Annotated in this window: 19 protein-coding genes and 1 tRNA gene; 9 read left to right on the top strand and 11 right to left on the bottom strand. The window is 61.3% G+C overall.

The annotated features are described in order from the left end of the window. Positions 1–64: 64 nt before the first annotated feature. Both QTL56_RS02325 and QTL56_RS02320 read left to right on the top strand, forming a co-directional pair. A complete protein-coding gene (locus tag QTL56_RS02325; protein WP_245137134.1) occupies positions 65–292 on the top strand; it encodes a DUF2842 domain-containing protein in 228 nt (75 codons plus the stop codon). A gap of 113 nt (positions 293–405) precedes the next feature. Next, positions 406–1671 (top strand): GNAT family N-acetyltransferase, encoded by a 1266-nt coding sequence (locus QTL56_RS02320; protein WP_245137135.1) that lies wholly within the window; start codon positions 406–408, stop codon positions 1669–1671. A gap of 19 nt (positions 1672–1690) precedes the next feature. On the opposite strand, the gene QTL56_RS02315 is transcribed toward QTL56_RS02320, so the two are convergent. Further along, the gene (locus QTL56_RS02315) at positions 1691–3907 is read right to left on the bottom strand and encodes an exopolysaccharide transport family protein (protein WP_245137136.1); all 2217 of its coding nucleotides are present in this window, start codon (positions 3905–3907) and stop codon (positions 1691–1693) included. Positions 3908–4098: 191 nt separating this feature from the next. On the opposite strand from QTL56_RS02315, the gene QTL56_RS02310 reads away from it, so the two are divergent. The 6 genes from QTL56_RS02310 to QTL56_RS02285 all read left to right on the top strand — a co-directional run bounded on the left by QTL56_RS02310 (position 4099) and on the right by QTL56_RS02285 (position 9287). After that, complete coding sequence (locus QTL56_RS02310) at positions 4099–4668, top strand: polysaccharide biosynthesis/export family protein (RefSeq protein ID WP_370660380.1); 570 nt, start codon at positions 4099–4101, stop codon at positions 4666–4668. A gap of 3 nt (positions 4669–4671) precedes the next feature. Beyond that, positions 4672–5814, top strand: a complete 1143-nt coding sequence (locus QTL56_RS02305) for a glycosyltransferase family 4 protein (protein WP_245137137.1) — start codon at positions 4672–4674, stop codon at positions 5812–5814. Positions 5815–5922: 108 nt separating this feature from the next. Next, on the top strand, positions 5923–7476 hold the full coding sequence (locus QTL56_RS02300) for an undecaprenyl-phosphate glucose phosphotransferase (RefSeq protein ID WP_229575905.1): 1554 nt from the start codon (positions 5923–5925) through the stop codon (positions 7474–7476). Then, a complete protein-coding gene (locus QTL56_RS02295) occupies positions 7473–8705 on the top strand; it encodes an O-antigen ligase family protein (RefSeq protein ID WP_245137138.1) in 1233 nt (410 codons plus the stop codon). The genes QTL56_RS02300 and QTL56_RS02295 overlap by 4 nt, the downstream gene beginning before the upstream one ends. A gap of 96 nt (positions 8706–8801) precedes the next feature. Next, positions 8802–9059, top strand: a complete 258-nt coding sequence (locus QTL56_RS02290) for a hypothetical protein (protein WP_245137139.1) — start codon at positions 8802–8804, stop codon at positions 9057–9059. A gap of 78 nt (positions 9060–9137) precedes the next feature. After that, a complete protein-coding gene (locus QTL56_RS02285; protein ID WP_168801209.1) occupies positions 9138–9287 on the top strand; it encodes a hypothetical protein in 150 nt (49 codons plus the stop codon). On the opposite strand, the gene QTL56_RS02280 is transcribed toward QTL56_RS02285, so the two are convergent. The 9 genes from QTL56_RS02280 to QTL56_RS02240 all read right to left on the bottom strand — a co-directional run bounded on the left by QTL56_RS02280 (position 9247) and on the right by QTL56_RS02240 (position 15924). Further along, positions 9247–10326 carry an extracellular catalytic domain type 1 short-chain-length polyhydroxyalkanoate depolymerase gene (locus QTL56_RS02280; protein WP_245137140.1) on the bottom strand — a complete coding sequence of 360 codons (1080 nt, stop codon included), beginning with the start codon at positions 10324–10326 and terminating at the stop codon, positions 9247–9249. The two genes, QTL56_RS02285 and QTL56_RS02280, sit on opposite strands and share 41 nt — an antisense overlap. Positions 10327–10761: 435 nt before the next feature. Further along, positions 10762–10838 (bottom strand) — tRNA-Pro (locus tag QTL56_RS02275). A gap of 165 nt (positions 10839–11003) precedes the next feature. Then, positions 11004–11432: a hypothetical protein gene (locus QTL56_RS02270; RefSeq protein ID WP_245137141.1), complete on the bottom strand. Its 429-nt coding sequence runs from the start codon at positions 11430–11432 to the stop codon at positions 11004–11006. A gap of 84 nt (positions 11433–11516) precedes the next feature. Then, positions 11517–12050: a MerR family transcriptional regulator gene (locus QTL56_RS02265; protein ID WP_229576023.1), complete on the bottom strand. Its 534-nt coding sequence runs from the start codon at positions 12048–12050 to the stop codon at positions 11517–11519. Positions 12051–12175: 125 nt separating this feature from the next. Further along, positions 12176–12514, bottom strand: a complete 339-nt coding sequence (locus tag QTL56_RS02260) for an integration host factor subunit alpha (protein WP_054150580.1) — start codon at positions 12512–12514, stop codon at positions 12176–12178. A gap of 109 nt (positions 12515–12623) precedes the next feature. Continuing rightward, entirely contained in the window at positions 12624–13595 is a 972-nt protein-coding gene (locus QTL56_RS02255; RefSeq protein WP_245137142.1) for a beta-ketoacyl-ACP synthase III, read from the bottom strand. A 16-nt stretch (positions 13596–13611) separates the two neighbouring features. Then, positions 13612–14658 (bottom strand): phosphate acyltransferase PlsX, encoded by a 1047-nt coding sequence (plsX, locus tag QTL56_RS02250; protein WP_229575899.1) that lies wholly within the window; start codon positions 14656–14658, stop codon positions 13612–13614. Between the two features lie 101 nt (positions 14659–14759). Next, complete coding sequence (locus QTL56_RS02245) at positions 14760–15320, bottom strand: YceD family protein (protein ID WP_245137143.1); 561 nt, start codon at positions 15318–15320, stop codon at positions 14760–14762. Between the two features lie 64 nt (positions 15321–15384). Beyond that, a complete protein-coding gene (locus QTL56_RS02240; RefSeq protein ID WP_245137200.1) occupies positions 15385–15924 on the bottom strand; it encodes a ubiquinol-cytochrome C chaperone family protein in 540 nt (179 codons plus the stop codon). Between the two features lie 240 nt (positions 15925–16164). On the opposite strand from QTL56_RS02240, the gene QTL56_RS02235 reads away from it, so the two are divergent. Continuing rightward, entirely contained in the window at positions 16165–16668 is a 504-nt protein-coding gene (locus QTL56_RS02235; protein WP_229576021.1) for an outer membrane protein assembly factor BamE, read from the top strand. Between the two features lie 95 nt (positions 16669–16763). Here the strand turns inward: QTL56_RS02235 and QTL56_RS02230 are convergent, their stop codons facing one another. Next, positions 16764–18902: a sodium-translocating pyrophosphatase gene (locus tag QTL56_RS02230; RefSeq protein WP_245137144.1), complete on the bottom strand. Its 2139-nt coding sequence runs from the start codon at positions 18900–18902 to the stop codon at positions 16764–16766. Positions 18903–18918: the final 16 nt, after the last annotated feature.

Below are 18918 nucleotides of genomic sequence, written 5' to 3'. Positions count from 1 at the left end.
AGCCCGCCGGTTTGCGGCAAGCGGTCGCGTCGCAGACAGGCGCGATGTCGAATAGGAATGAGGTATGACAAGGCGCCCGAAACTGAGATCCTTCATCGGCACGATCCTGATCATCCTGATCGTATCGATCTATGCCCTTCTCGCGACGACCATCGCCACGGCGACGCTCGCCACGGCTCCCTGGTGGGGGCACCTCCTCTATTTCCTTCTGACCGGCCTGCTCTGGGTGATCCCCGCAATGCTCATCATCAAATGGATGGCCGGCCCGTTCAAGAAGAAGGACGCGGATTAACCCCGCCTTAACCCTCGCACGTCGCGATAGCGCTTAGTGCCGGTGCAATAACCGTTTGTTCGCAGTGTCTGCCTAAGCTGCCGCTCATCTTTGAAACCGGACGGGGTGGGGACATGCGAGCCCAGATGCACCATGATGCAACGGCATTTGCCGAAGAACTGCCCGATGTCGGCCATGCCGTCTTGAACGGCAAAGCCGTGCTCGACACCCCGGTGGGCGAACTTGCGCTTACGATCCATCACCAGATGGAACCGGTGGAGGCCAGCTGGCGAGAGCTCGAAGCCGATCCTTGGAACTCGCTGCACCAGGGGTATGACTGGTGCCGGGCCTGGGTTCAGACGCACGATCATCCGCTGGCCATCGTCGAAGGTCGCCTGGACGGTCAGATCGCCTTCCTGCTGCCACTTGAGATAGACCGACAATTCCTTGTGCGCAGAGCGCAGTTGGTCGGATCACCCTTTACGAATTTCAACAGCGGTCTGTTCAGCGCCCCCTTCAGGCAGGCCGCCGCCGCCATCGCGCCGCATGACCTGGAGGCCTTGTTGATCGAGGCGTTGCACGATCATGCGGACCTGCTCAGCCTGACCCATGTGCCGCTCGACTGGCGCGGCGAACGCCATCCGCTGGCCGCACTTCCCCATGTCCGGAACCAGAACGCTTCCTTTCAGCTGCCGCTTGCCGCAACCATGGAAGAAAGCATCGCACCGCTCAATGCCAAGAGCCGCCGCAAGAAATACCGCGCCCAGATGCGAAAGCTGGATGCGGCCGGAGGATACGAGCATATCCGACCGACGCAACCCGGCGAACAACAGAGCCTGCTCGAGTGCTTCTTCCAGCAAAAGGCCGCCCGCTTTGCTGCCGTCGGCTTGCCGAACGTCTTCCAGCCGGCGGATACACAGGCTTTCTTCCGCATGCTGCTCGAAAGCGACAGGGGCGGCAGCGACGTGCCGCTCGAACTTCACGCAATCCGGCTCAAGGGCGAATACGAGGGCAGGATCGCGGCGATCACCGGCCTGTCCCGCAAGGGCGACCATGTGATCTGCCAGTTCGGATCAATCGACGACAGCCTGCTGCCCGATGCAAGCCCGGGCGAATTGCTCTTCTGGCTGGTAATTGAACGCAGCGCGGTGAGCGGTGCGGCCGTGTTCGATTTCGGCATTGGAGATCAGGATTACAAGCGGCGCTGGTGCAATATCCAAACGGAGCACCATGACATCCTGCTGCCGCTCAGGCCGGCTGGCCGGCTCGCGGCGATGACCCATCGGGGCATGGCGCGTACGAAGACCCTGATCAAGGGCAATCCGCATCTCTACGCACTCATCCAAAGATGGCGCGCGATGGGCACGAGCGGACAACCGCCGGCGAAAACCGACGACTGATCAGCCTTCGATCTGGCGATCAGGCCGCGTCGCGCGCGCGGCGGACCGGCGGGTTCTTGACCGACAGGAGCACCAGGTCCGTGTAGCCGACATCCTCGAAAGCAATCATGATTTCGGCCAGTTCCTGCGCCTGCGGCTCGGGCGCCGAGAGGATGATCTCGTGATGGCCGTTCCGGCTCAGGCGCGCGACACCGTCTGCATTTGCCGGGCCGCATTCCACCAGGACGACGTCATAGACGTCCGCCAGTGCATCGACGATCATGGAGAGCCGGTCTGCGCCGCGCATGGCCTGGCGGATATCCGCATTGCCCTGCGGGACGATATCGGCAGACGATGAATGGTCTGAATGGATGCAATCGGCAAAGGCCGCGTCTCCCGTCAGAAGATCGGTGACACCCGGCAGGTCTCTCCAGCTGGCCATCAAACGGCTCGGGCAGGCCGAACCGGTCATGTCGACGAGGACCGTGCGGTGGCCGCGATCGGCAAGCTCGCGGGCGAGCGCCACGGTTCCGATCGAGCCGTCATCTCCTGAAGGCGATATAGCGAAGGCGATCCGTGCTTGCTGCTCGACCAGATAGTCAGCGACAGACGCAACCGAGAATTCATCTGCCTCCTCGCCGGACGCATCCTGAAGCGCATCTGCCCCGTGTTCCGCAGCGATCGCCTGTTCCATCTCGCCCACGAGTTCGGCATCCGGCGCGACATTCAAAAGTCTTGCTTGCATAAGGCTTGCCGGGGGGGCGTCCTGCGGGCGCTGACGAGGCATCTCGACGCTCGTCTGTTCTTCAACTTCTTCCTCATCGCGCCGCACGAAGACGGGCGCCGTGGCTCCGGTCGGACGCAGGGCGCGGCCGCTGAAGAGTTCGGCCAGCATGACCACCACAGCCGAGAGGATCAGCGTCGAGAGCGTGGCGACGATGGTGATCGGCAGGACCTTCGGGAAGCTCGGCTCCTGGGGCTCGATCGCGGTGGAGATCACCCGCGCATCAGCCGGGCTCGCATCCTTGTCGAGCCTTGTTGAGGCCTCCCGGTAGCGGGCCAGATAGGTTTCGAGCAGCTGGCGCTGGGCGGTTGCCTCGCGTTCCAGCGCCTTCAATCCGACTTCGTCTTCACCGGACCGCGCGGTATCGGCCTTCAGCGTGTTCAATTGCGCGAGGAGTTGTGTCTCGCGCTCGCGGGCGACGGCTGCCTCGTTGTCGAGGCTGGCAGCCACCCGCAGCGATTCGGCCTGAACCTGTTCGCGGATACCGGAGAGCTGGGCGCGCAGCGCCTTCATCTGCGGGTGACCTTCGAGCAGGCGGGTGGAGAGGTCGGAAATCTGGGCGCGGAGCTGCGATTCCGCCGCCTTGAGGCGCTGGATCGATTCGGAGCGTGCTATGGCGTCCAGCGTATCAGTCGACTTGCCCGCCTTGATGCTGGCGCGCAGGTTCTGGGCCGTCGCCTCCGCACTCGCACGTTCACCACGAACCCTGGCAAGTTCGGTCGAGATATCGGAGAGCTGCTTGCCGTTGAAGGAGCTCTGGTCGGAGCCAAGGGACATCAGACCGGCCGACGAACGATATTCGGCGACCTTCTGCTCAGCCTCGCGGACTTTCTCACGCAGATTGGCAATCTCGGTCTCCAGCCAGCGAACGGCGTCGGAATTGTTGTCGAGCTTGGCACCGCTCTGCAACAACCGATAGACGTCCATCATCGCGTTCGGCACGGCGGCCGCGAGCTTCGGATCCTTCGAGGTGAACTCGATGCCGATCACACGCGACTTGTCGACCTGGTAGACGTTGAGCTCTTCCTTGAAGGCATTGATCACCCGCTCCTCTGGCGGCAGTTCCAGCGGATTGCTCGTGAGGCCGAAGAGAACCAGAAAATCGGTCATGGCCGAAGGGCTGGAATCCGGATCGAATTCGGTTCGCTCGTTCAACTTCAGATCACGTGCCACCTGCTTGATCAGGTCGACGGACTGCAGCAGTTGAACCTGGCTTGCGATGTTCAATTCGTCCGGCATGGGTTCCGCCGTGGAAGACGCTGTGCCCGACGCGGAGAAATTCGGCTGGCGCGACTCGATCAGCAGCTTGGCGTCGCTCTTGTAGCTCGGGGAAATCGCGTTCGCGCCGACAAAGGCGAGAACGCCGACGAGCGCCGTGGCCGCAAGGATCCTCCCCTTCCGCTGCCATACGGCGCGAAAGAGCTGGGCGAGGTCGATATCGACATCATGTTGATCGCGGTCCAAACTGGGCATTACAAACTCCCGGAACTTCTTGTCCGCGAAAGTAAAGGATCATGGTAACTCAAGGGTTAACCCGGATCCGCCCGGATTTGTCGTGATGTTCACAGTCCTGGCCGCCGGCCGTTTACCCGGCATTAACCCTAATCATTCGATAACAGGCCAACGAATATGCGAATTCACTGGGAGCGCAACAGCGCATGGCTATGGTCGGCAAACAGGCGATGGTTCTCGTCGCAAGCGCTTTCCTGTCCGTCGTCCTGACGGGATGCGCGAGCTACAAACCTGCGCCCAAGGTCTTTCACGAGGCAACCGTTCAGCCCTATCGCCTCGACAGCGGCGACCGGCTGCGCGTCACGGTCTTTGAACAACCCAGCCTCTCCAACACCTATACGGTCGATCAGGCCGGCTATATCGCCTTCCCGCTCGTGGGCCAGGTTGCAGCGCGTGGCGCGACCCTTCCGCAACTCGAAGGCGCGCTGGCGCAGAAGCTCAAACAAGGTTTCCTGCGTGATCCCGACGTCTCCATCGAAGTGGATCGTTACCGTTCGATCTTCGTCATGGGTCAGGTTGGACAACCGGGGCAGTATGCCTATGTCCCCGGCATGACCATCCTCAACGCCATCGCGGTCTCCGGCGGATTCAACAGCCGGGCCAACCAGCGCGATGTCGACGTGACACGCAAGATCAACGGGCAGATCATCACAGGTCGCGTGCCGATCACGGATCCCATCCTCGCGGGGGACACCGTCTACGTTCGCGAGCGGCTGTTCTGATCAATGGCAGAATTCCAGCCTTTGCGCATCGTGCATTGTTTCCGGTCGCCCATCGGCGGGATATTCCGCCATGTGCGCGATCTGGCCGAGCTGCACAGTGCCGCCGGCCATCAGGTCGGAATCCTGTGCGACAGCTCCACCGGCGGTGCGCATGAGGACAGACTGTTCGATCAGATCACGCCTTACCTGTCGCTGGGGGTCACACGTTTCCCCATTGGCCGCTCCGTCGGTACAAAGGACATGGCGGCGCTCGCTGAAGCTTATAAACTCATCAAGGAATTGCAGCCGGATATCCTGCATGGTCATGGCGCCAAGGGCGGCGTGATCGCAAGATTGATCGGCTCACTGCTGCGGGTTCGAAGGTATCGCGTCGCCCGCCTCTACTCCCCCCATGGCGGAAGCCTGCATTTTGCCAGCAAATCGCTGTCCGGCCAGGGGGTTTTTGCGATTGAGCGCCTTTTCGAGCGCATGACGGAATCGATCTCCTTTGTCTGCGACTACGAAAGACAGACATACGAAGCCAAGATCGGCAAGCCCAGGTGCCAGGCGACCCGGGTCTATAACGGCATCAGCGAACGCGACTTTTCGCCTGTTCCGGTCAGACCCGATGGCGTGGATTTCGCCTATATCGGCATGCTGCGCGACCTAAAAGGTCCGGATGTCTTCATCAACGCCTTCGCCGAAGCCGAGCGCCTCGTGGGACGCCCCTTAAGCGGCCTGATCATCGGTGACGGGCCTGATCTCGAAAACTATCGCCGGATGGTGGAGGAGAAGGGCCTCGGTCGGCGGATCGACTTCCGTCCCGCCATGCCGATCGCCCAGGCCTTTGCCTATTCCGACATCGTCGTGGTGCCATCGCGGGCCGAGGCGATGCCCTATATCGTGCTCGAAGCCCTTGCCGCCGAGAAGACGATCATCGCCTCACGGGTCGGCGGCATTCCAGAGATCCTCGGCAGCGACAGCGAAGCCCTGATCGAGCCCGGTCGCGCCGATCTCTTTGGCGCCACCATGGCCCGGGCCCTCACCGATCCGGACTGGTCGAAGCGCACCATGCCGACAGCAGAAGTCTTCCATTCCCGCTTTTCCGCGGTTGTCATGGCACAGGAGCTCGAGGCGCTCTACCGGGCGCAACTCGCACGAATTTGATCCAGTCTGCGCCAAAGCGGCACGTGCCACCCTGTTTCTGAGGGGCCCCTAAAGCGTTTCTTAGGACCTTCCGCCTAGTCTCCCCGCACACACGTGCGAGAGAAGCCCATGAACAAGATCGACAAACCCGAGGCATTCGATCTTGACGCTTTGCGTCGCGGTCAGGCGACCGCCGATGCCTCCCAGAAGGTCGATGGCGAGCGCAAGGCCGAAATCAGTGCACTTGCCCGCCAGATCGCCGGCCAGTATGCGGCGGTCAATTACTCGCCGAGCATCGTGATCGGCCAGCTCCGCTTTCTGGAGTTTTTCAGCCTGCTCGGCATCGCGCTCGCGAGCAATTTCTTCTTCGCCCAAAACCCTGGTGGGCATTTTCTCGACAGCGGCATCAGCGGCATCGTCGGCGCCCTGCTGGCGCTTCTCTTCATGCAGGCCAGCGACTGCTACCATGTCTCGATCCTGCGATCGCCGATGCGGTCCATGGCTCGCGTTCTGGGAAGCTGGACGGCTTCGGTCGGCTTCGTCGCACTGACCAACCTCCTCTTCGTCGCTCATGACACGAACTACCGAACCATGCTCGCCGTGCTCTTTGGAGCCGGCGCGCTGTTCCTGCTCGTGGAGCGCAACCTGATCGGCCTTGCGATCCGCCGCTGGGGACGCAATGGCGTCATGGAGCGCCGTGCCGTGATCGTCGGTGGCGGCAAGCCCGCCAAGGACCTCGCCAGAGCGCTCGAACAGCAGCCGGAAAACGACATCCGCATCTGTGGCATCTTCGACGACCGCAATTCCGTGCGCTCTCCCGATGTCGTCGCGGGCTATCCGAAGCTCGGGACTGTGGCGGAACTCGTCGAGTTCGCCCGGCTTGCCCATATCGACATGTTGATCATCTCTTTGCCGCTGAGTGCCGAAGCGCGGATCATGCAATTGCTCAAGTTGCTCTGGGTCCTGCCGGTCGACATCCGCCTCGCGGCTCATTCCAACAATCTGCGCTTCCGCCCGCGCGCCTATTCGCATGTTGGCGCCGTGCCCCTGCTCGACATTCTCGACAAGCCGATCCGGGACTGGGATTCCGTTGCCAAGCGCGCCTTCGACATTTTCTTCAGCGTGCTGGCCCTCATCCTACTCTGGCCGGTGTTCATCGCAACCGCCATTGCCGTGAAGACGACCTCCAAGGGCCCGGTCTTCTTCGTGCAGAAGCGCCACGGGTTCAACAACGAGGTGATCAACGTCCTGAAATTCCGCTCGATGTACACGGAGATGAGCGACCCGACGGCCAAGAATGCGGTGACGAAGAACGATCCGCGCGTCACGCGCGTCGGCCGGTTCATCCGCAAGACCTCGATCGACGAACTGCCGCAGATCTTCAACGTGCTGCGCGGTGATCTCTCGCTTGTCGGCCCGCGTCCCCATGCCGTGCTCGGCCAGACGCGCGACAAGTCCTTCGGTGAAATCGTCGAGGGCTATTTCGCCCGCCACCGCGTCAAGCCCGGGGTTACCGGCTGGGCGCAGATCAATGGCTGGCGCGGGGAGATCGACACCGACGACAAGATCAAGTTCCGCACGGCCTATGACCTTTACTACATCGAGAACTGGTCGCTCTGGTTCGACCTCAAGATCCTGTTCCTGACGCCGATCAAGCTGCTGAACACGGAAAACGCCTATTGAGCGCCATCGCCGCCCAGATCCGGCCGTTCAACCCGCAGGCCGCCGCCGTCCAGCTGATGATCTCCTGGATCATGGCTTTCGGCGTCTTCCTGTCAGGTTTCGTGATCTCGGAGCCGGCGCCTTATGAAGTGCTGATGGTCGGCCAGGTTGCCCTGTGGTTCCTGTTCGGCCTCAAGATTTCCCGTGCCGTCGCCCCTCTCCTCGCGCTGCTGCTCATCTTCAATGTCGGCGGATTGCTGGCGCTCACCGTCTTGCCGACCATCCTCACAGATCAGGTGCTCTATGTCGCCGTATCGATCTTCCTGGCACTGACGGCCGTCTTCTATGCCGCCGTCATCGAGGATCGGCCGCAGAGGCTGAAGCTCATATTCCAGGCCTGGGTCGCCGCGGCGATGATTACCGGCATGCTCGGTATTCTCGGCTATTTCCATGCCTTTCCCGGCTCGGAGGTCTTTACCCGCTACGATCGCGCCATGGGCGCCTTTCAGGACCCCAACGTCTTCGGGCCCTTCCTGGTCGCGCCGATGCTCTACCTGCTGCATGGGCTGCTGAAGGGTCGGCTGACGGAATCGCCGCTGCGGATCCTCGGCATCCTGATCCTCTCCTTTGCGGTGTTCCTCTCCTTCTCGCGTGCCGCCTGGGGACTCTTCCTTTTCTGCGCCGTCGCCCTGGTCTTCGTGATGCTGCTCAAGGAGCGCACCAATGCCTTCCGCCTGAAGATCCTCGTCCTGTCGCTCACCGCCGTCATCGCCATGGTAATGGCGCTGCTCGTGGCCTTGCAATTCGAGAAGGTGCACGGGCTTTTCGAGACCCGCACCCAGCTTGTGCAGGACTATGACGGCGGCCATCTCGGTCGCTTCGCCCGCCACAAGCTCGGGTTCGAGATGGCGATGGAAAGACCACTCGGGATCGGCCCGATGATGTTCGGCAAGATCTTTCCCGAAGACGAGCACAACATCTACCTGAAATCGCTGATGGCCTATGGCTGGATCGGCTTTCTTTCCTACCTCGCAATGATCCTCTGGACCGTGTCCATGGGCTTTCGCTACATGCTGCGCGATAGACCCTGGCAACCCTATCTGATGATCGCCTGGATCGTTCTCATCGGACATATGCTGGTCGGCGCCGTCATCGATACGGATCACTGGCGCCATTTCTATCTTGTTCTCGGTATCGTCTGGGGCTGTGGGGCCGCCGAATGGCGTTTTCAGCGCGCAAAACGCGCTTGACCGCAACGGCATGCGCGTCCGGCGCATTGAATTTTAGCCGCAGCACCCCATACTTATCATATGATCACACCTGCTCAGATACGCGCAGCGCGCGCGATGCTCGACATCACCATCGACAGGCTCGGCCAGGAGAGCGGCGTTCCCGTTCTGTTGATCCTGCAAATCGAGGCTTCGAACGGATATGACGCAACCCCGCAGCATCACGCGGCGCTGAAGACTGCGCTCGAGCGTATGGGCGTGGTCTTCCTGCAGCCGGGCGATGCCGGTCCTGGAGGGGAAGGTCTGCGCCTGGCTGCGCAAGCCGGCGATGACGGAATGCGCCCCGAGGAACTGACCGCCGCCAACGACGATTGAGTTTTTCCGATATGGCGATGGAACAATAAGCCGGCTTTCTGCTTTCCCTGTCCGATACAAACAGACAGGAGAATTTTCATGAGCCGAAACAATGGCCTCTACCTCATCATCGGCGCACTCGTGGTCGCCGTCATCGGCCTCGGCATCTATGTCTACCAGGAAGAGCAGGAGCCCAGTGGCGTCGAGCTCAAGATTGGCCAGAACGGCGTTTCGATCGAGGAGAACTGATCGATTGTCGGCCGGCAGCCTGGACGCGCTGCCGGATGAAGGTCTCGTAGAATTGCTGGGGGGCGCCGATGGCGCCCTCGATCATGTAGGGCTGGCGCTTGTGATTGGCGTGGCGGACGATCACCGGCAGACCGTGATCCAGCCCCTCCAGAAGCCGGTACTCAATCAGTGTCTTGCCATTCCCATCCCGCCAGATCAGTACATCCCCCTCAACGCCCGTCTCGCGCGCCGCAGACTTTTCGTCCAGACCATGAAGTTGCAGCCATTGGCTCAGCAGCGCTTCTGCATTGAGCGGCGAGACCACACGGTCCGCCCTGCCCTGCCAGATCGAGACGGCAGGCCGCGTACCTTTTCCTTCGCCACCGACTGCCCTTGCCAGATCTCCCCATTCCTCGCGACTGCGACGGCTGCCGGACTTCATCACCGACATCGCCGACATCGCATCACGCGCCGCGCCGTAGGGAAGACCGCCGACGACCTGTCCGGCGGCGAAGAGGTCTGGATAGGTGACCAGCAGGGCATTGGCCATGGCGCCGCCGGCCGACAGTCCCTGGATGAAGATCCTGTCACGGGCGATGCCGTGGCGTTCGACGCTGTGCTCGATCATCTGGCGGATCGACATCAGCTCGCCCCGATCCCGCGCAACCATGCTTGGCCGGAACCAGTTGAAACAGAGGTTGTGGTTGTTCGCCTGAACCTGCTCCGGATAGAGAAGCACGAAGCCCTTGTCCCTTGCCATGCGGCTCCAGCCGCTACCGCGATGGTAGTTCTCCGCTGTCTGAAGGCAGCCATGCAGCACCACCACAAGTGTCTGTGGTTCGCGCCGGACTGGCGGCACATATTCCAACATGCGCAGCCTCCCCGGATTGCTGCCAAAGGCAGGAACATGCACCAGGACGGACCGCGGAGCCCGGGGCTTGGGCACCTTCGGTGCTTCGGGCAGACGGAATTGCGGCATGGCCTTTTCGATTCTGCGGCGGAGACGCTTCTGGCTGCGCAGGATCGCAGAGAGCGGAGACATGGAAAACTTGAAGCGCATGGGGGATCGCGGCTCCCTTCGAACCTTGACCCAATATAATGCTGCATTGCAGCAAGCGTAGGACCCGGCCAAAAGAAAAGCGATGAAACCCGGAGAGAGCAACCTAAGCTGCTCGGATCATGCGTGAATATTTCTGGACTCCGCCCCGTCGTCGAGCAGATTCGACACGCCGTCGGAGAAGACGCCGTTCTGAGATACGCCGAAAAGCCAGATTGACGCTTTCATCATCGGTTCGAAAAATGGCTCTTCAACCAGGGAGGGCAGGCCATGATATTCGACTACAATGTAGAAGACGAAGTCGATCGGATGCTTCTCATCCGTTTCTTCAGTTCTTTGCGCACCGCGGAATAGCGCCGAGCGCCGTCAAATCGGCTGAACCCGTTGCCGTGGTGCAAGCAAAAAAATAGCCAGCCTTTGGGGGCTGGCTATTTCAAATGGTCGGAATGGCGGGATTCGAACCCACGACCCCTTGACCCCCAGTCAAGTGCGCTACCGGGCTGCGCTACATTCCGTCACCGGCAAATCGATCAGACCGTCTGCCCAGAAATTCCCAGAGAACTGATGTTCTGCAGAAAATGCCTGACACAATCGACCTGTTCGACAGCACGTTCCCTTTAGCCAGTCAGCTATTTCTGCGCAAGGGGAAACTCCGAGGCGTGTGAAAAAATGCAGTGCCCTCAGTCCAGCCGCTGCATCAGGGCCCGGATCTCCTCGAAGCGACGGCGGTCTTCCGGCTCTTCGCTGCTGGCGGCATAACAGGTTGAGTCCATGCAGAAGCGGGTCACCTGAAGCGGCTCTGCACCCCTTTCGAACTGGCATTCGATCTCGTCAGTCACATTCTGCGGTTCCGCATCCAAGCGGGTTGAATAGGTGAGACGGGCACCGGGCGGATCGAGTTCGGGAAAGGACTGGACCACGCCGATCTTGAGGTCCTTCACCATCAACATGCTCTCAGCGACGAAGATGCAGGCCTCCTCCACGGTTGCGGGCCTCGCCTCGGCGGCGGCGTCCGGAACGGATTTCTGTCTGTCCAGCGTTTCCTGGGCATGGGCCGGAATGGCGCCGAGAAGGGACAGGATGGAGATCGATATCAGAATATGTTTCATGGAACCTCGCGCGGATTGCGTTTGGTTCCGGAACGCCATGAGATGCTTTCCTGTTCCACTCGGGAACGTTTGCCGGATTGCGCGTCAGCGTACCTGATCGAGCAGACGCTTGCATTCGAGCAAGTCGAAGAGCGCTTCCTGCAACAGGGCGCGGTCTTCCTTGCCGACCGATCCCTTGCCGACCGAGATCTCGGGCGCATCATCACCGGCGCCTCCCACCAAGCCGAAAAACCGGCCGCTGGTGCGCACCTTTGGGCGGCCAACGACCTGGTCCTCGTCGAGATTGACCTTGGGATCGTCTCCCTTGGCAGCGCTGGCGGCGACGAGCGCCTCCATCGTGGCTACATCGCCGGTCGCAACGGCCATGACGAATTTGTTGCCATTGGTCTTCAGGAGCTTCTGGACGCCCTTGATCGTATAGCCCTGGTCATAGAGCAGGTGGCGAATGCCCTTCAAAAGCTCGATATCATCAGGGCGGTAATAGCGCCGACCACCGCCCCGCTTCAGCGGCTTGATCTGCGGGAAACGCGTTTCCCAGAAGCGCAGGACATGCTGTGGCAGATCAAGATCATCCGCCACCTCGCTGATGGTGCGGAAAGCATCCGGGCTCTTGTCCAACTGCATCACGGCGCTCCTCGACGGTCACGCGGGCGCGCGACTCGGCTCATATTTCAACGGTTTGAGGACGGTTTTTCAAGCACTCGGTGACCGGAGGGCGAATGCTCCACCGGTTTTGGCCGATATCAGGCCGCCGGATTGACGGGCTTCTGCTTGGCCTTGCGGGCGATATGGGCGCGCAGGATGCGCTGCTTCAGGACGTTGGACGCCTTGAAGGTCATGACGCGGCGTGGCGAAATCGGCACTTCCTCGCCCGTCTTCGGGTTGCGGCCGATGCGCTCGTTCTTGCTGCGAACCTGGAAAGTGGCAAAGGAGGACAGCTTCACGGATTCGCCGCGGACGATCGCGTTGCATATCTCGTCGATAACGGTCTCGACCAGTTCGGCTGACTCGGTTCGGGAAAGACCTACCTTGCGAAAAACTGATTCTGCCAGATCCGCACGCGTCACTGTCTTCCCGGCCATAGTTCTCGCCCGCCTAAATCAATGATCTTGTTGAATTGGGCAAAGACTATTGCCCTTGGCCGCGACGGTCAAGTGCTTGTCGGCACGCAATTTTTAGGGTTTTAAATTGCTACCAGCGCAGCAGCACCGCACCCCAGGTGAAGCCACCGCCCATCGCTTCGAGCATGACGAGGTCTCCCTGCTTGATACGACCGTCCCCGGCTGCGGTGGCGAGCGCCAGCGGAATGGAAGCCGCGGACGTGTTGCCGTGCTTGTCGACGGTGATCACGACCTTGGCGTCGGGGATGCCGAGCTTTTTCGCGGAACCGTCGATGATGCGCTTGTTTGCCTGGTGCGGCACGAGCCAGTCGACGTCATCGGCCGTCGTGCCGGTCGCGTTGAAGGCCCCTTCGATCACGTCGGTGATCATGCCCACTGCATGCTTGAAGACTTCACGGCCTTCCATGCGCAGGTGACCGACAGTACCCGTGGTCGACGGACCGCCGTCGACATAAAGCTTTTCGCGATGGACGCCGTCGGAGCGCAGGTTCGAGGTCAGCACGCCGCGATCGGCAATGGTCCCCTCACCTTCCTGAGCCTCCAGAATGAGAGCGCCGGCACCGTCACCGAAGAGGACGCAGGTGGTGCGATCGGTCCAGTCCAGGAGACGGGAAAAGGTTTCCGCACCGATGACGAGCACGCGCTTGGCCATGCCGCCACGAATGTAGAGATCGGCGGTTGCCACAGCATAGACGAAGCCGGAGCAGACGGCCTGTACATCGAAGGCGAAACCGTGATGCATGCCGAGGCGATTCTGGATGTTCACCGCCGTCGCCGGGAATGTGTTGTCCGGCGTCGAGGTGGCACAGATGATCAGATCGATGTCGGCTGCGGTCAGGCCGGCGCGGGCGAGCGCTTCCTCAGCAGCGGCTGCGCCGAGCGAGGCAGTCGTCTCGCCTTCACCGGCGATATGGCGCTGCTTGATGCCTGTTCGCTGGACGATCCATTCGTCCGACGTTTCAACAAGGCTTTCGAGATCGCGATTGGTCATCACCCGTTTCGGGAGCGACGCTCCGAAACCGCGAACTACAGAACGGATCATGGATGTTTCCCACCTTTCACGCTGCTTCGGGGCCAGCCGGGGACGGGTGCCGCGCGTGATATTTCTTCAAGTCGTTTTCGATCTTCTGCGTGAGACCGTTCCGGGCCATGTCATAGCCCACGTCCAGAGCCGCCGCAAATCCCTCGGCATCCGTGCCGCCATGGCTCTTGATGACGATGCCGTTCAGGCCGAGGAAGACCCCGCCATTGACCTTGCGGGGGTCCATCTTCTCGCGAAGCCGGTCGAAGGCACCCTTGGCAAGAATGTAACCAAGCTTGGCCATCCAGGTCCGTGACATGGCCGAACGCAGATATTCGGCGATCTGCCTGGCCGTGCCTTCAGCCGTCTTCAGGGCAATATTGCCGGTGAAGCCTTCCGTCACCACCACATCGACGGTCCCCTTGCCGAGGTCGTCGCCCTCGACGAAGCCGTAATAGTCGATCGTGTCGAGACCCGCTTCGCGGATCAGGCGTCCGGCTTCCTTGACCTCTTCCTGGCCCTTGATCTCTTCCACGCCAACATTGAGCAGTCCGACCATGGGCTTTTCGATTTCGAACAGGGCGCGTGCCATGGCACCACCCATGACAGCGAAATCAAGCAATTGCTGGGCATCGGCCCCAATACCCGCACCGACGTCGAGCACGATGCTCTCGCCAGACAGCGTCGGCCAGATGGCGGCGATCGCGGGGCGTTCGATGGTTGCCATGGTGCGCAGGCAGAACTTGGCCATGGCCATCAATGCGCCGGTATTGCCGGCAGAGACGACAACATCGGCCTGGCCGGTCTTCACCGCCTCGATGGATCGCCACATGCTCGAGACATAGCGGCCACGACGCAGCGCCTGGCTCGGCTTTTCGTCCATGGTGACGGATATATCGCAGTGGTGGAACGTCGACTTTTCCTTGAGCTTCGGAAACTGCGCAAGGATCGGCAGGCAGCGTTCCTGCTGTCCGAAGAGAAGGAAGGTGGCATCCGGATGACGCTCGAGTGCCTTGGCGGCTCCGGGGATGACGACTTCGGGACCGAAGTCTCCACCCATGACGTCGACAGAAATTCTGATCACTTAGACCTGACCCTTCTTCATCGCTGGTCAGCGATATTTTCGGCCAAAATAGCGCTTTTCACTCGGCACACAACCCACCCGCAGGTGCAGATGGGGGATGATCAATCCTTTTTCCAGTCCTTGAGGACCGCGAAGGGCGAGGGCTTCTTGTCCACCTCATCCCTGCTTTCGATGTGCTCCTGGAAGGTCACACCCTCCTTCTTGGGATACGGGTCGATGTCAAGGGCGGCAAATTCGGCGACCAGAGCGCCTGCATCGATCGTATCTCCGGTGAACTGTTCCGGCAGATCAGGGCCGTCGGGATCCAGCACCATCTCACCGGCGCCATCAAGCACGATGCGGGCGAGCTTGGAGCCTTCCGGCACGTAGATCTGGTCGATTTCCTGCTCGACCGTTGTGACCACCGGCTCCAGGGTCACCACGCAGGCCTGCACGAGTTCTCCCGACACACGCCCCGTGATACGCACGCCGTCCTTCTTCCAGCGGGCGATCTGCAGGTCGGCGGAAAGCCGGTTGACGGCCTCCACCCTCCAGAGATCCGCCAGGTTCGCACGCTCGCGCTCGTCGGCCTCGACGTGCACCCGGACCGGATTGGCAGAGATATGGCCGACCTTCACCAGATAGGTGAATTCACCGCCATCCTTCGTATTGCTGCTCGTCATCTTCCCTATTCCTCGTTTCGCCGTCGGGCCCGAAGCGTTTGCGCACAAAAGCGCTGGACGCTGCTCAGGCGCCGGGCACGGCAATGCGGGCCCTGCCCGTCTCAATCTCGTTCTCATCCAGGGTCGCTAGCGCCTGCTCGGCATCGAACATCCAGTCAGCCAGCGCCTGCATGGAGGGTGCCGTCTCGCCCCCGTCGGGATGAATGTTGCGCTTGAGCGCCGCGGCCAGCTCCGCCCGGTCGCTGCGATCCAGCGCCCCGGCATAGGATTCGAGGCGGCCATAATACATGCCGGCGAGCTTTTTCATGCGCTTGGGCACGCCCGGATCGCCGACGCCAAGCTCGCGGATCGAATGATCGACATCCTCGAAAAACGCATCGATGATGTTCTGCGCGATCTCCTGGCCGCTGCGCGGGGACTTCGCCGTGCGGCGAAAATACAGGATCAACATGATCGTCAGCAGTTCGAAACGGCCGATCACGGTGTCGGGCACATGCATGTCGAGATAAAAGGCAGGCGTGCGCGCGGCCTCCGTCAGAGCGCCATACTGGCGCTCGACGATCACCTGATTGTTTCTTTTCTGCCTAAAAAAGCCGAATACCATCCAATTCCACCAAAAAGAGCCGACCGAAGTGGTGAGCCCGGACGTGGTCATGTTGCATGATTGCGAAAGCTGGTTTACCGAAGCAGGCGTGAATTGCAATGCCGAACTCCGGCCCCGATGCCGCATCTCGTGGCAGAATGACCGAGAAAACGGCAACGCCTTCATTGCGGCAGCTTTCCCCGGAAAGGCCACAATGCTATGCGCAGAAGCGATCCGGCATTTTAAGTGCCATCGACAGTCATGGGAGACGTTTGCGTGGACATTCGGATTTTCAAGTCGGACAGGAAGCTCCTGAGCGCGACCGCACTTGCTGTTGCCGTTACCCTGGGCCTTTCCGCCTGCCAAACCTCCGAGGTCTTCCACAACGGCTATGTCGTCGACCAGGCCGCGCTCGATCTCGTGCCGGTCGGCTCGAGCCGCGAACAGGTGCTGCTCTCGCTCGGCACACCGTCGACCACCGCGACCTTCGACGGTGAGGTCTTCTACTACATCTCCCAGAAGCGGACCCGGACCGTGGCCTTCATGAAGCAGCGCCTTGTCGATCAGCAGATCCTGGCGATCTACTTCGACAAGGACGGCGTCGTGGCGCAGCGCGCCAATTATACCCTGCAGGACGGCAAGGTATTCGACTCGATTTCCCGGACGACCCCGACCGGCGGTCGCGACCTTACCTTCCTGCAGCAGCTGCTTGCCGGCGGCGGCGGTGCAGCCAACAGCGTCCGCAATATTCTCGGCGGCCAGTAAGGCCACCTCCCCGGGGGACTTCACTGTCCACCGGAGCGCAGACATGACAAGACCGCGGAAGGCGCCTTCCGCGGTCTTTCTTATTGTGCGCGGCCTCAGCCTGCCAGAACGGCCAGAAGCAGGAGCGCCACGATGTTGGTGATCTTGATCGCCGGGTTCACCGCCGGTCCGGCCGTATCCTTGTAGGGATCACCGACCGTGTCGCCCGTGACGGATGCCTTGTGGGCGTCCGAACCCTTCAGGTGCTTGACGCCATCCTTGTCGATGAAGCCATCCTCGAAGCTCTTCTTGGCATTGTCCCAGGCACCGCCGCCCGAGGTCATCGAAATGGCGACGAAGAGGCCGTTGACGATGACGCCGAGCAGCGAGGCGCCGAGTGCCGCAAAGGCCGACGCCTTGGAGCCGGAGATGAGAAGCACGCCGAAATAGACAACGAGCGGGGCCAGAACCGGCAGCAGCGAGGGGACGATCATTTCCTTGATCGCCGCGCGGGTCAGGATATCAACGGCCCGGCCGTAGTCCGGCTTTTCGGTGCCCTGCATGATGCCTGGCTTTTCCCGGAACTGGCGACGGACTTCCTCGACGATAGAGCCCGCTGCACGGCCGACGGCCGTCATGGCGATGCCGCCGAAGAGGTAGGGGATGAGACCGCCGAAGATCAGACCGGCTACAACATAAGGGTTGGAGAGATCGAACGAGATCGGCCCCATGTCGGCGAAATAGGGATACTGGGCACTGTTCGCCGCGAAGTAGGCCAGGTCGTTGGAATAGGCTGCGAACAACACAAGGGCGCCGAGACCGGCCGAACCGATGGCGTAACCCTTGGTGACGGCCTTGGTGGTGTTGCCGACGGCGTCGAGCGCATCGGTGGACTTGCGCACTTCCGGCGGCAGGTGCGCCATTTCAGCGATGCCGCCGGCATTGTCCGTGACCGGGCCGAAGGCGTCGAGGGCCACGATCATGCCGGCAAGGCCGAGCATGGTGGTGACTGCTATCGCTGTGCCGAAGAGGCCGGCGAACTGGTAGGTCGCGATGATGCCGCCGACGATGACGATCGCCGGAAGCGCCGTCGATTCCAGCGACACGGCCAGGCCCTGAATGACATTGGTGCCGTGACCGGTGACCGAGGCCTGGGCGATCGAGTTGACCGGACGCTTGTTCGTACCGGTGTAGTATTCGGTAATGACGACAATCAGGGCCGTGACGACGAGGCCGAGAACACCGCAGATGAAGAGGTTCATCCCGGTGATGTCCATCCCGGCGACCGTGCCGATCGAGCCCCAGCCGATGGTGAGCGAGGTTGCCAGCGCCAGACCACCGACAGACAGAAGCCCTGTGACGATCAGGCCCTTGTACAGCGCGCCCATGATCGAACCGCTGGTGCCGAGCTTGACGAAAAAGGTGCCGATGATCGAGGTGATGATGCAGGCGCCGCAGATCGCGAGCGGATAGATCATTGCAATGTCGAGCACCGCGGAACCGGCAAAGAAGATTGCGGCCAGAACCATGGTGGCGACAACCGACACGGCATAGGTCTCGAACAGGTCGGCTGCCATGCCGGCGCAATCACCGACATTGTCGCCGACATTGTCGGCAATGGTGGCCGGATTGCGCGGATCGTCTTCGGGAATGCCGGCTTCGACCTTGCCGACGAGGTCACCGCCAACGTCGGCGCCCTTCGTGAAGATGCCGCCGCCGAGACGCGCGAAGATCGAGATCAGCGAGGCGCCGAAGCCGAGGGCCACGAGGGCGTCGATCACGTCGCGCGAGCCACTTTCATGGCCGAGGATCACGGTCAGGATGTAGAAATAGATGGAGACACCCAAAAGGGCGAGACCGGCCACCAGCATGCCGGTGATTGCGCCCGACTTGAAGGCGATGTCGAGACCGGCCGCGAGGCTGTGGGATGCGGCTTGCGCGGTGCGCACATTGGCGCGGACAGAGACATGCATGCCGATGAAGCCGGCAGCGCCGGAGAGCACGGCGCCGATCATGAAGCCGATGGCAGCCGTGCCGGAGAGAAGAAGCCATGTACCGACGAATACGACGGCGCCAACGATCGCGATGGTCAGGTATTGCCGAGTGAGGTAAGCCTGCGCGCCCTCGCGAATATAACCTGCGATTTCCTGCATTCGGTCATTGCCCTGATCTGCGGCGAGAACCGAGCGTGTCGCCCAGACCGCGTAGACCACGGACAGAAGCCCGCATAATATTACGCCTAGAAGAACCGTCATTCGCAATACCCTCCCG

Origin of the sequence: Peteryoungia algae (genome assembly GCF_030369675.1) — a bacterium.
Taxonomy (GTDB): domain Bacteria; phylum Pseudomonadota; class Alphaproteobacteria; order Rhizobiales; family Rhizobiaceae; genus Allorhizobium; species Allorhizobium algae.
This window is presented reverse-complemented; position numbering and strand designations above follow the sequence as displayed.

Coding starts and splice junctions, on each gene's coding strand:
- QTL56_RS02230 (WP_245137144.1), bottom strand. CDS start 18,902: ATGACGGTTCTTCTAGGCGTAATATTATGCGGGCTTCTGTCCGTGGTC.
- QTL56_RS02260 (WP_054150580.1), bottom strand. CDS start 12,514: ATGGCCGGGAAGACAGTGACGCGTGCGGATCTGGCAGAATCAGTTTTT.
- QTL56_RS02325 (WP_245137134.1), top strand. CDS start 65: ATGACAAGGCGCCCGAAACTGAGATCCTTCATCGGCACGATCCTGATC.
- QTL56_RS02290 (WP_245137139.1), top strand. CDS start 8,802: ATGCTCGACATCACCATCGACAGGCTCGGCCAGGAGAGCGGCGTTCCC.
- QTL56_RS02255 (WP_245137142.1), bottom strand. CDS start 13,595: ATGATCCGTTCTGTAGTTCGCGGTTTCGGAGCGTCGCTCCCGAAACGG.
- QTL56_RS02270 (WP_245137141.1), bottom strand. CDS start 11,432: ATGAAACATATTCTGATATCGATCTCCATCCTGTCCCTTCTCGGCGCC.
- QTL56_RS02235 (WP_229576021.1), top strand. CDS start 16,165: ATGGGAGACGTTTGCGTGGACATTCGGATTTTCAAGTCGGACAGGAAG.
- QTL56_RS02280 (WP_245137140.1), bottom strand. CDS start 10,326: ATGCGCTTCAAGTTTTCCATGTCTCCGCTCTCTGCGATCCTGCGCAGC.
- QTL56_RS02305 (WP_245137137.1), top strand. CDS start 4,672: ATGGCAGAATTCCAGCCTTTGCGCATCGTGCATTGTTTCCGGTCGCCC.
- QTL56_RS02245 (WP_245137143.1), bottom strand. CDS start 15,320: ATGACGAGCAGCAATACGAAGGATGGCGGTGAATTCACCTATCTGGTG.
- QTL56_RS02285 (WP_168801209.1), top strand. CDS start 9,138: ATGAGCCGAAACAATGGCCTCTACCTCATCATCGGCGCACTCGTGGTC.
- QTL56_RS02310 (WP_370660380.1), top strand. CDS start 4,099: ATGGTCGGCAAACAGGCGATGGTTCTCGTCGCAAGCGCTTTCCTGTCC.
- QTL56_RS02320 (WP_245137135.1), top strand. CDS start 406: ATGCGAGCCCAGATGCACCATGATGCAACGGCATTTGCCGAAGAACTG.
- QTL56_RS02315 (WP_245137136.1), bottom strand. CDS start 3,907: ATGCCCAGTTTGGACCGCGATCAACATGATGTCGATATCGACCTCGCC.
- QTL56_RS02300 (WP_229575905.1), top strand. CDS start 5,923: ATGAACAAGATCGACAAACCCGAGGCATTCGATCTTGACGCTTTGCGT.
- QTL56_RS02240 (WP_245137200.1), bottom strand. CDS start 15,924: ATGGTATTCGGCTTTTTTAGGCAGAAAAGAAACAATCAGGTGATCGTC.